Origin of the sequence: Sphingomonas aerolata, assembly GCF_003046295.1 — a bacterium.
Taxonomy (GTDB): Bacteria; Pseudomonadota; Alphaproteobacteria; order Sphingomonadales; family Sphingomonadaceae; genus Sphingomonas; species Sphingomonas aerolata.
In genome coordinates this window covers 197,379-209,350 of sequence record NZ_PZZN01000003.1, presented here as the reverse complement: position 1 = coordinate 209,350, position 11,972 = coordinate 197,379, and the positions used below count along the sequence as shown (strand labels likewise).

At 67.7% G+C, this 11,972-nt stretch carries 7 protein-coding genes and 1 tRNA gene; 6 read left to right on the top strand and 2 right to left on the bottom strand.

The genetic code is table 11. The features are described from left to right. Positions 1-48: 48 nt before the first annotated feature. Together C8J24_RS13485 and C8J24_RS13480 are read right to left on the bottom strand one after the other, a co-directional pair. A tRNA-Leu gene (locus C8J24_RS13485) sits at positions 49-133 on the bottom strand. Between the two features lie 154 nt (positions 134-287). Next, positions 288-3,356, bottom strand: a complete 3,069-nt coding sequence (locus C8J24_RS13480) for a TonB-dependent receptor domain-containing protein (RefSeq protein ID WP_107933144.1) — start codon at positions 3,354-3,356, stop codon at positions 288-290. A gap of 203 nt (positions 3,357-3,559) precedes the next feature. Between C8J24_RS13480 and C8J24_RS13475 the strand changes: the two genes are divergently transcribed. The 6 genes from C8J24_RS13475 (at position 3,560) to nagE (ending at position 11,915) form a co-directional block, all read left to right on the top strand. Next, positions 3,560-4,573 carry a glycosylasparaginase gene (locus C8J24_RS13475; protein WP_107933142.1) on the top strand — a complete coding sequence of 338 codons (1,014 nt, stop codon included), beginning with the start codon at positions 3,560-3,562 and terminating at the stop codon, positions 4,571-4,573. Between the two features lie 4 nt (positions 4,574-4,577). Further along, on the top strand, positions 4,578-5,345 hold the full coding sequence (locus tag C8J24_RS13470; protein WP_107933140.1) for a copper homeostasis protein CutC: 768 nt from the start codon (positions 4,578-4,580) through the stop codon (positions 5,343-5,345). Between the two features lie 85 nt (positions 5,346-5,430). Then, positions 5,431-6,501: an SIS domain-containing protein gene (locus tag C8J24_RS13465; protein ID WP_107933138.1), complete on the top strand. Its 1,071-nt coding sequence runs from the start codon at positions 5,431-5,433 to the stop codon at positions 6,499-6,501. Continuing rightward, positions 6,498-7,640 (top strand): N-acetylglucosamine-6-phosphate deacetylase, encoded by a 1,143-nt coding sequence (gene nagA / locus C8J24_RS13460; RefSeq protein ID WP_107933136.1) that lies wholly within the window; start codon positions 6,498-6,500, stop codon positions 7,638-7,640. The genes C8J24_RS13465 and nagA overlap by 4 nt, the downstream gene beginning before the upstream one ends. 43 nt (positions 7,641-7,683) lie before the next feature. After that, entirely contained in the window at positions 7,684-10,185 is a 2,502-nt protein-coding gene (gene ptsP, locus C8J24_RS13455) for a phosphoenolpyruvate--protein phosphotransferase (RefSeq protein ID WP_107933134.1), read from the top strand. Further along, entirely contained in the window at positions 10,182-11,915 is a 1,734-nt protein-coding gene (nagE, locus tag C8J24_RS13450; RefSeq protein WP_107933131.1) for an N-acetylglucosamine-specific PTS transporter subunit IIBC, read from the top strand. The genes ptsP and nagE overlap by 4 nt, the downstream gene beginning before the upstream one ends. The last annotated feature ends 57 nt before the right edge of the window (positions 11,916-11,972 follow it).

Sequence of the window (11,972 nt, the reverse complement as noted above, 5' to 3'; positions counted from 1 at the left end):
GAACCGGGCCGACTGGTTTCGGTCGCCCGGGCTCTTGAACAGTAAAGGTGGTGCGGGTGGCCGGGGTCGAACCGGCACTCCTTTCGGAACAGGATTTTGAGTCCAGCGCGTCTACCAATTCCACCACACCCGCACGACCACCCTGCAGGCTTCAAGCCCCGGGCAGCGGCGGTTTCGCTAGACCATGCGATCCACGCCCGCAAGCAGGAACCCGCCTCTCCATCGCCGAACGCGCGCATAAAAAAAGGCCCGCCGTTTCCGGCGGGCCTTGAGGTGGGGGTACGGGATCAGAACCTGACGGTGGCACCAACCGCCAGATTGCGACCAAGCGAGTCGTAGCGCTGCGGGATCGTGTTGGTCCGTGCGAGCGCGACATTGTAGGAGTCGGGAACGATCGGCGCGCTCATGTCGAGCAGGTTGTTCGCGATCAGGCGCAGCGAGAACGCCTTGTCGATCGCGAAGTTGAGCGCGAGATCGAAATAGCTCTTCGGCGAGACGCGGAAATAGCTGGTCCGCTCACGCTCGGGCGTGCCGCCGATCGCCGGATCACCCGAATTGTCCGCATTCGTCAGCGAACCGACATAGCGCCAGTTGAACGACGCGCTGAACCCCTTGTCGACCGTCGTATAGGTCGCGCGCAGGCCGTGCGACCATTTCGGGATCAGCTGACCGCAGCCATTGCCGTAATAGCCTGCGCAGTTGCGGGTCGGCTGGACCGGTGAGTCCTGCCCGCCGGCAAAGGTCGTCAGCGAGCCGTTGAGGTTCCAGTCAATCTTGCCGACGCTGGCAAGATCGAGCGTGTACTGCGCCTGGAAGTCATAGCCGCGGGCGATCGACTTGTAGAAGTTGGTCGTACCCTGGCGGATGAAGCCGGTCGTCGGGTTACTGGCCGCGTTCGAGTAGAGCGTGCCGGTGCCGGGATTGCGGACGATGCCCTGACAGAAGAACGCGTCGCCGTTCGAACGCTGACAGCCATCGGTGTAATAGCTGAAATCGTTATAGCCGAGCGAGTCGTCGATCTTGATCTTGTAGCGATCGACCGAGAAGACCAGGCCGGGAACGAAGCGCGGCTTCACGATCAGGCCATAGGTCTGGGTATAAGCCGTTTCGGGATCGGCTTCGAAACCGCCCGAGCGAACCGTACACCCGGTCGCCCCCGTCGATGCATCCCCCGGACAGATCAGCGTCGGGCTGCCGTACAGCGCGTCCGACAGGCCGGTCGCGCGGCAGACCTCACGCGAGGCGACCGGCGTGCCATAGGTCACGCCGCCAGCGGCGTTGGTCGTCACGGTCGGTGCGCAGAAATCGTTGAACGTGCCAGATCCGCCACGGGCGAAATCGACATTGGTCGCCTGCCGGATCTCGGTCACGGTCGGCGCGCGCTGCGCCTTGTTGAACGAGGCGCGGAACGTCAGGTCGCTGACCGGGGCGTAGATGCCCTCGATCTTCCACGTGTTGAAGCTGCTCGAATTGCTGCTGTACTTCGAAACGCGATAGCCACCATTGGCCTGCAACAGTTCGGCGAACGGCTTGTGCTCGATCAGCGGCGCCTGGACCTCGATATTGGCCTCCCAGACGTCCTGCTTGAGATAGGTGTCAACGCCACCAAGCCCGGCGCGGTACACGCTGTCGGCAGTCGATTTCAGCGTATCCTTGCGATATTCCGTGCCGAGCGCGATTGCGACGCCCTGCTCGGCGAACGGCGAGGTGACACCGTACTTGCCGAGATCGCCGGTGATGTTCGCCTGCACGTCATACAGCGTACCGATCGTGGTCGACGTGCCGCGGTCGTAGAGATAGTCGATCAGCGCCGGATTGGTGTTGCCCGCGCTGAACGCATCGAACGGCACGCAGGCGGCGTCGGTGGTCCCTGCGCAGGTCGGTGCCGCGAGCGTCCCGCCCACGTTCAGCGAATTCCGCAGATTGGCCGCGTTGACGAAGCTCGGCGTGTAGTCCTGCTTGTTGCGCGCATAGACGCCGCCGATGTCATAGGTCCATGCATCGCCGGCCTTGCCGCGCAGACCGCCGGTCAGGCGCAGACCGGTGTTCAGATAGCTGTCCGGCTGGTCGTTGCCCTCGCCGAGGCGATAGCGGATGTCGATCGGCGCAAACGCCGCGGTACCCGCTGCCGCACCGCAGATCGTGCTGGCCTGTGAAGCCGACAGGAACGGATTGTTGCAGTTCACCTGGACGTTGCCGCCCGCGATCGCCGGGTAGTTGTTGTACGACTTGTCGCGGAACCAGATGCCCGATGCATAGACTTCGGCGTCCGGCGCGACGTCGAGGCTGACGAAGCCACCCGCGTTCACGCGCTCGGATGGGCGCTGATAGGCGTAGTTGCTGAAATAGTTCGACGCATTGCCCGCGCCGGTGCCGAACGGCACGAAGGTGCGCGTGCCATTGGGGTTGTTGACATACTGCCCCGTCGCAACGCCCTTGCTGTCGAGCGGCGAAATCAGGCCGCTGGTCGAGCTGCTCGGCGTCAGGCCGCACGAGATCGGCGCGTTGAGGCTCGTCTGCGTGAGGTAGCAGCCCGAATTCGACCGCTCGGACAGCAGGACTTCGTCGGTATGCTTGTAGTTGACGAAGCCGTTGATCCGCAGCGCACCGTCGAAGAACTTCTTGCCCGCGGTCAGCGTGACGTCGGCGCGGCCGCCATCGTTGGTCAGGCCGCGCGGGCTGTTGAAGCCGGCTGCGCGTGCCAGCGACGAGACGACCGTGTCCTTGTTGTTGTGGTTGTAGAAATTATAGTTGCCGTCGAGCTGGATGCCTTCGAAATCCTTCTTCAGGACGAAGTTGACGACGCCAGCGACGGCATCGGACCCGTAGACCGACGACGCACCACCGGTGAGGACGTCGACCCGCTCGAGCAACGACGGCGGGATGATGCCCACGTCCTGCCCGTTCTGCGTGCCGAGGCGCTTGCCGTCGATCAGCACGAGCGTCCGCTCGAAGCCGAGGCTGCGCAACTTGATCCGCTGCCGGCCGTCCGAATCATTATAGGTCTGCTGGCTGTCGGGCGCGACCTGCGGGAGGCGGTTGAGCACGTCCTCGACATTGACCGCAGCTTGGGCGCGGATGTCCTGCGAGGTGACCGAGGTTATCGGTGCGGCGGAGGTCATGTTCGGACGCTGGATGCGCGATCCGGTCACGACGATGTCGCCCCCGCCAGCGCGGTCTTCGGCGGGCGGCGCGTCGACGGCGCTGGTCGCGGTCGCCGCATCCGCCTCGACCTTGGCCTCCGCGGGCGTGGTAGCCTCGGCCTGTGCCGGCGTGACCTGTCCAATCGCCGGGGTCGCGGACACCATCAGTGCCCCCGCAAGCGCCATATAAGACGCCGAATTACGCACGTTCATACTAAAAACCCTTGTTTGGGCCAGCGTTGTCGCCTGCCCCCGTCTCCTTCGTAAGGTTTTGGTCATAATCGGGTCTCAGTCAATACCTTAGTAAGACCACTGTGTAACGTTTCGGACCGGATGTTGTAAAATGGCCATACGACTGGTCGACCGCCGTGACTTGCGATACGACTGGGCGCCAGGGTGACAACAGGGGGCTGCTGATGAAGACGAGACGATCGTTGCTGACCGCGTTTGGTGGTATTGGAGCGGCCCTGCCCTTTGTTGTGCCGATCGCCCGCGCGCGCGCCGCAACCGGCGGCGCAGCGCCCGCGCTGATCGTGTCGACCTGGGATTTCGGTGCTGCAGCCAATGCCGCGGCTTTTGCCCGCAGGAGCGCCGGCGGATCGCTGATCGATTCGGTCGAGGCCGGGGCGATGGTCCCCGAAGCTGATCCGGACAATCACAGCGTCGGCTATTCTGGCTATCCCGACCGCGACGGCCATGTCACGCTCGATGCTGTCATCATGGATGATGCAGGTGGCGTCGGCGCAGTCGCAGCGCTCGAGAACACGATGCACGCGATCTCCGTCGCGCGGCGGGTGATGGAGCGGACACCGCACACCATGCTCGTCGGCGAAGGCGCGACGCGGTTCGCGCGTGACCAGGGCTTTAAGCAACAGTCGCTGCTGACGCCCGAGGCGGAAAAGGCGTGGCGCGACTGGCTGAAGACCGCGGATTATCGCCCCGAAGCCAATAGCGAGAACCGCATCACGCGGACGCCCGGTGGCGCGCTCGACCATGACACGATCGGCCTGCTGATGCGCGACCCGACGGGGCGGATGGCCGGCGCCTGCACCACATCGGGCATGGCGTTCAAGATGCGCGGCCGGGTCGGCGATTCGCCGCAGGTCGGATCGGGACTCTATGTCGAGGCAGGCGTCGGCGGCGCGACCTCGACCGGGCTGGGCGAGGAGGTCACGCGTGTCGCAGGGTCGGCGCGCGTCGTCGCATCGATGCGCGCGGGCGCGTCACCGCAACAAGCCTGCGAAGAGGTGGTCCGCCATATCGCGCGGCTGCGCGGCGACGCGATACGCGGCGTGCAGGTCGGCTTCCTCGCGCTCGATACGAAGGGCGCGGTCGGGGCATTCTGCCTGCTGCCGGGCTTTACCTACGCCGTCACCGACGCGCGCGGCAGCACCACGGTGCTTAAGGCGCGCAGCTTGTTCGCGAGCTGACCGCATGATGCGCGACGCCATGACGCTCGAAGTCTGTGTCGAGGATCTCGACGGCATCGATGCCGCGGTGGAGGGCGGCGCCGACCGGATCGAGCTGTGCGCCGCACTCGCGGTCGGTGGCTTGACGCCGCCTGCGTCGCTGATCCGCGCGGCGGCGCAGGCGCCCCTCCCCGCGCACCTGCTCGTACGCCCGCGTGAGGGCGGTTTCGCCTACACCCCGCGTGAGATCGCGCTGATCGCCGACGATATCGTCACCGCTGCGCACGCCGGCCTCGCGGGCATCGTGATCGGCGCTACCCTGGCCGACCACCGGCTCGACGCGGCAACTCTGGCCAAGCTGATCGCGCACGCACGGACGCTCGGCAGCGAGCGCGGCAGACCGCTGTCGCTGACGCTGCACCGCGCCTTCGACGTGTGTTCCGATCTTGGCGCCGCCCTCGACACGGCAATCGAACTCGGCTTCGACCGGGTTCTCACCTCGGGTGGGACGCCCAAGGCGATCGACGGGGTCGAGGCAGTGGCTGACCTGCATCGCCAAGCCGCCGGACGCGTCATCATACTTGCGGGCAGCGGCGTGTCCCCGCAATCACTGCCCGCGCTGCTGCGCACCGGCATCACCGAAGTCCACGCGTCGTGCCGTCAGCCGATCGCCGGCGGTGCCGACCCGGTTGACGTGCGATTCGGTTTCGCTGCGCCGAACCGCACCGCGACCAGTACGGACCGCATCCGCCAGCTGTCACATATGCTTACGCAGAAACACACGCTTGAATAAGACCAATCTATAACTTACGCTTGGCACAATCCAACGACGAAGGCCGCCATACGGTCACCGTGCAAGATCCTGAGAGCGAGCTGTCATGACCAACGCCCCCCCCGCCCCCTTGGCGGCACGCGACCCGGAAGCCACGCTGATGTTCAGCGAAGCGGCGGAATCGGGTGCCGCGGTTGCCCGGCTGCTCGCGGCCAATGCCGAAGCCTTCACGACACTCGGCGCAAAGCTGCGGTCCGCACCGCCCGCGGTGGTCGTGACCTGCGCCCGCGGATCGTCCGATCACGCTGCGGTTTACGGCAAATACCTGATCTGGACGAAGACCGGCATCCCGGTCGCGGCCGCCGCCCCCTCGGTCGTGTCGTTGTATGACGCAGAGCTTTCCGCGCAGACGACGCTTTGCATCGCCATCTCGCAAAGCGGCCGCAGCCCCGATCTGCTCGCAACCGTCGCTTCGATGAAAGCGGGCGGCGCGCATGTCGTCGCGCTGGTCAATGACGAGACGTCGCCGCTCGCCGCTGCCGCCGACACGCTGATCGCGCTCAAGGCCGGTCCCGAGCGCTCGGTCGCTGCGACCAAATCCTATATCTGCGCGCTCGCGGCACTGGCGGCACTCACCGCGGAATGGGCCGACGACGATGCGTTGCGCGGCGCGGTGGCGGCACTTCCCGCCGATCTGGAGCGCGCCTGGGCGCTCGACTGGTCCAGCGCGATCGAGCCGTTGCGCACTGCTACCAACCTCTTCGTCATCGCGCGCGGCCCGGGCTTCGGCATCGCCAATGAGGCGGCGCTGAAGATGAAGGAAACCTGCGCGCTTCACGCCGAAAGCTTCAGCTCGGCCGAGGTGCGCCACGGCCCGATGCAGCTCGTCGAGGACGGTTTTCCCCTGCTCGCGCTGGCGACGTCCGACGCGGCCGGCGACGGCGTGCGCGATGCCGCGGCCGAATTTGCGGGGCGCGGCGCCTGCGTCCTGCTGGCCGATGCCGCACGCGACGCGCAGGCCGGCGACGCGACGCTGCCCGCGCTCACCGCGCATCCGGCGATCGAGCCGGTCCTGATGATCCAGAGCTTCTACAAGCTCGTCAACGCCCTTTCCGTGGCGCGCGGGTTCGATCCCGACGCGCCCTCGCATCTTGCCAAGGTCACGCGCACGCTATGACGACTTTCCGGTTTTCCAACGGCCATATCGTCACGCCGGCCGCTGTCCTCACCGACGCGACGCTGGTCGTCGAAGACGGCCGGATCGTCAGCCTCGACGCGGCGCCCGTCGCGGACACCGTGGCGGAGACGATCGACCTCGACGGGGGCTGGATCATGCCCGGCTTCGTCGACACACAGGTCAATGGCGGCGGCGGCGTGCTGTTCAACGATGCCACCACGGTCGAGGGGATCGCCGCCATCGGTGCGGCGCATGCCCGTTACGGCACGACCGCGTTCATGGTGACGCTGATCAGCGACACGCCCGACGTGATCGCGCGCGCGCTCGATGCGGTTGACGCCGCGATCGACGCCGGCGTGCCGGGCGTGGTCGGCATTCATGTCGAGGGTCCGGTCATCAGTGCGGCCCGCAAGGGCATTCATGATGCGTCGCGCTTCCAGGATCTCGACGACGATCTGATGGAATTGATGACGCGTCCCCGTCGCGGCCGAGTCATGCTGACGCTCGCGCCCGAACGCGTCACCGCCGATCAGGTCGCCGCACTCACCGCCGCCGGAGTGCTGGTCAGCATCGGTCACAGCGATGCGAGCTATGCAACCGCCGCCGCGGGCATCGCTGCGGGCATCACCGGCGTCACCCATCTGTTCAACGCGATGTCGCCGCTGATCCACCGCGCGCCCGGCGTGGTCGGCGCAGCGCTCGACGACCAGTCGGTCTATTGCGGGATCATCGTCGACGGCTTTCACGTCGATGACGCCGCGTTGCGGATCGCATTGCGCAGCCGCCCGCATGACCGGTTCATGCTCGTCTCGGACGCGATGCCCTGTGTCGGCGCGGCGGACAAGTCCTTCACGATCCAGGGGCGGCCGATCCATGTCGAGGATGGCCGCTGCGTCGGCGCGGACGGGACGCTGGCAGGGTCGGACCTCGACATGACCGGTGCTGTTCGCAATGCGGTCGCACGGCTCGACCTCGCGCCCGAAGTCGCCGCCGCGATGGCATCGACCTATCCGGCTGCGTTTCTCGGCCTGTCGGACACGCGCGGGGAGCTTGCCCCCGGGCAGCGCGCCGACTGGGTGCGGCTGACGCACGATCTCCACCCCCTGGGCACCTGGTTCGGCGGCGTTCCGTCCGCCTGACCGCGCCCCGCTTTACCCCCCTTACGGCACCAAGGACGATCCCATGGCTCCCATCCTCCTGAGCGCGCCGATGCAGGGTTGGGCGCTGCCCATCGACCAGGTCCCCGACGCGGTCTTCGCCGACCGCATGCTGGGCGACGGCGTCGCGATCGATCCGACCGGCGACGGGCTCTACGCGCCCTGTGACGCGACCGTGCTGACGCTGCTCGACAGCGGCCATGCGATCACGCTGCGCACGGCGGAAGGCGCGGAGATCCTGATCCATATCGGGCTCGATACCGTCGCGCTCGGTGGTCGGGGCTTCTCGCCCTGCGTCGCGGTCGGCGACAGGGTCGTCACGGGCGCGCCACTGATCCGCTTCGATCTCGACCTGCTCGTCCGCGAGGCACGCGCCGTCGTTACGCCGATCATCGTCGTCAACCCCGACCGGTTCGCCATTACCCAGTGCACGACCGACCGGGAGGTCGCGCTCGGCGACCCGCTGATGACGATCGAACCGATTGCCGACATCCGGCCCGACGCCGCCGCAGGTGGCGCGGACGCGGGCGACATCCTGACGCGGACGATCACCGTGCCGCTCGCACACGGGATCCACGCGCGCCCCGCCGCGCGGCTCGGGGCGCTCGCGAAACGCTATACCGCCGACGTCACGGTCACGCGCGATGCGAACACGTCCAGCATCCTCAGCCCGATCGGGTTGCTCGCGCTCGGGGTGCGGTACAATGACCCGATCACGCTGGGTGCGAGGGGCCCCGACGCCGCCGACGCGCTCGACGCGATTGCCGCGCTGATCCTCAGCGGCATGGGCGAGACCACTCCCGCACCCGCCCCGGCCCCGGCAGCACCCAGCCCGGTGCGTGCGGCGATCGACGGCGCGTTGCTCGGCGTGACCGCTGCACCGGGTCTCGCGGTCGGCAAGGCGCGCTGGTTCCGCCATGCCGAGATCGCGGTTCCCGAACAGGGCCAGGGCATCGCCGTCGAGAATGAGCGGTTCGCGAGCGCGATCAGGACGCTTGCCGCGCGGCTCGCCGAGCAGACCCGCCATAGCGCGGGCGCGCAGAAGGCGATCGTCGAGGCGCATGCGGCGATGCTCGACGATCCCGTGCTCCGCGACGGGACGGAGGCGCAGATCGCCGCGGGCAAGAGCGCGGGCCACGCCTGGCGCGCCACGATCCGTCCGCTTGCCGACGCGTTGCGAGCCGGCACCGATGCACGGCTCGCCGAGCGCGCGGACGACATGCTCGACCTCGAACGCCAACTGCTGGCGGTCCTCGAAGGCGTCGAGACGACCGTCCCGGTCTTTCCGCCTGAGACGATCCTGCTCGCCGACGACCTGCTGCCATCCGACATTCTCGCGCTCGACCGCGCGACGGTCATCGGCCTGTGCGTCGCGCGCGGTGGGCCGACGTCGCATGTCGCCATCCTCGCCGCGACGATCGGCCTGCCCGCTCTGGTCGCGGTCGGCCCCGCGCTTGCCCCGCTGGCGGACGGCACGCCCGTCATCCTCGAGGCGAGCGAAGGGCTCATGCGCGTCGATCCCGACGCGGACACGCTTGTCGCCGCACAGGTCCGGCTTGCGCAGGCCGAGATGCGCCGCGCCGACATGCTCGCGCGCGCCGGCGAACTCTGCCGCATGGCCGACGGGACGCGGATCGAGGCGTTCGCCAATCTCGGATCGATCGGCGATGCCCGTCTCGCGCGCGACAACGGTGCGGAGGGCTCCGGCCTTCTCCGCACCGAATTCCTGTTCCTCGAACGCGAGTCCGCGCCGAGCGTTGCCGAACAGACCGCCGACTATCAGGCGATCGCCGACGCGCTCGACGGTCGCCCGCTGATCGTCCGGCTGCTCGATATCGGCGGCGACAAGCCCGCGCCCTATCTGCCGATGGATGCCGAGGAAAACCCAGCGCTGGGCCTGCGCGGCATCCGCGTCGGGCTCGCCTATCCGCAGATGCTCGAGGATCAGGTCCGCGCGATCCTGTCAGTCCGTCCGACGGGTCAGTGCCGGATCATGGTGCCGATGATCGCCAGCCTCGACGAGCTGCGCGCAGTCCGTGCCGCGGTCGACCGGATTGCCGCCGAACTCGATCTGCCCGATCGCGTCCCGGTCGGCGTCATGATCGAGACCCCCGCCGCGGCGGTGACCGCGGATCTGATCGCCAGCGAGGCGGACTTCCTGTCGGTCGGCACCAATGATCTGACCCAATATACGCTGGCGATGGACCGTGGAAATCCGGCGGTCGCGCCGGGTATCGACGGGCTCCACCCCGCCGTCCTCCGCCTCATCGCGCAGACCTGCAAGGGTGGCGCGGTCCATGGGCGCTGGACCGGCGTATGCGGGGGGCTGGCCTCCGAACCGCTTGCCGTGCCGATCCTGATCGGCCTCGGCGTCACCGAACTCTCCTGCGCACCGGCGATCATTCCGGAGATCAAGGCGCTGGTCGCCACGCTCGGCATGGAGGCCTGCCGCGAGCATGCGACCGCGTGTCTCGCCTGCACCTCCGCCGCCCAAGTCCGAACGCTCGCCCGGGAGTTTGCCGCATGAAGTCGATACTCGAAGCCCTGCAGCCGCTCGGCCGTGCGCTCATGCTGCCGATCGCGGTGCTGCCGATCGCCGGCCTGTTGCTGCGTCTCGGCCAGCCCGACCTGCTCGACATCGCGTTCCTGAGCGCCGCCGGTGACGCGATCTTCTCGCATCTCGGGCTGTTGTTCGCGATCGGTGTCGCGACCGGCTTCGCACGCGACGGCAATGGGGCGGCCTGTCTCGCGGGTGTCGTGTGCTTCCTCGTCGCGACCGAAGCGGGCAAGGTGTTCCTCGCCGTCCCCGCCGACGTTGTCGCGGGGACAGCGACCCCGACGCTCGAGATTGTCGCCGCAGCGTGGAAGGCCAAGGCGATAGCGCGGCTCGACGTGCCGATCGGGATCCTGTCCGGGCTCGCTGGCGGGCTGCTCTACAATCGATTCTCGGCGATCAAACTGCCGGAATATCTCGCCTTTTTCGGCGGACGTCGGTTCGTTCCGATCGTCAGCGGGGTCGCAGGGCTCGTCTTTGCGGTGATCTTCGGAGCGGGCTTCGGCATCCTCAACGCGGGCGTCGATCAGCTCAGCCTGGCGGTCAGCGGCAGCGGTGCGATCGGCCTGTTCCTCTTCGGCCTGTTCAACCGGCTGCTGCTCGTCACCGGGCTGCATCATCTGGTCAACAACATCGTCTGGTTCGTCGCGGGCGACTATCACGGCACGACCGGCGATCTGCGGCGCTTCTTCGCGGGCGATCCGAATGCCGGCGCGTTCATGGCGGGGTTCTTCCCGGTCATGATGTTCGGCCTCCCCGCCGCCTGCCTCGCCATGTACCACGCAGCGCTTCCTGAGCGTCGCAAGGCCGTCGGCGGCATGTTGTTCAGCCTCGCGCTGACCTCCGCGCTGACCGGCGTGACCGAGCCGATCGAGTTCAGCTTCATGTTCCTCGCACCGCTTCTATATGCGGTCCATGCGGTGCTGACCGGGCTGTCGATGGCGTTGATGAACGCGCTGGGCGTGAAGCTCGGCTTCGGCTTCTCGGCGGGGCTGCTCGATTATGTCCTCAACTATGGCAAGGCGACACGGCCGCTGCTGCTGCTGCCCGTCGGTGCGGTCTATTTCGCGCTCTATTACGGGCTGTTCCGCTTCTTCATCCGCAGGTTCGACCTCGCCACGCCGGGCCGGGAAGCAGAGGCGAGCGTTGTCGCTGCGGCGCCCGTCGCGGGTGGCCGTGGTGCGGCATTCGCACAGGCGCTTGGCGGCGGCGCGAACCTGACCACGGTCAGCGCCTGCACCACGCGGCTGCGTCTGATCGTCGTCGATCAGTCCGCGGTCGACGACGCCGCTCTGAAGGCGCTCGGTGCACGTGGTATCCTGCGCCCGTCAAACGCCGCGTTGCAGGTGGTGCTTGGCCCGATTGCGGATGTGGTCGCGGTCGAGATCCGCGATGCGCTCGCCCTGGGCGGTCCTGCAGTTGTCGCCCGCGCTGCGCCCGTCGCGACCATCGCAGCAGTGCCCGACACCAGCGCGGTGCGGCTTTCGGACGCGGCCTTTGCCGCACTCGGGGGCGAGGACAATATCGTCACCGCGAGCCGCCACCCCGGTCGGGTGCGGATCGAACTGGCCGACGATGCGGCGATCGACGAACCGCGTCTCGCACGTCTCGGGCTCCGCGCCACCGCACGCCCCGCTGCCGGTCAGTTGCACCTGCTCGGGACCGACGCGACGCTCGCGACGTTGATCCACACGCCCGCCTGACGTCTATTCCGCCCGTCCCTTCGGCATCGGCCGAGGGACGGGCGGCACGGCACAGCC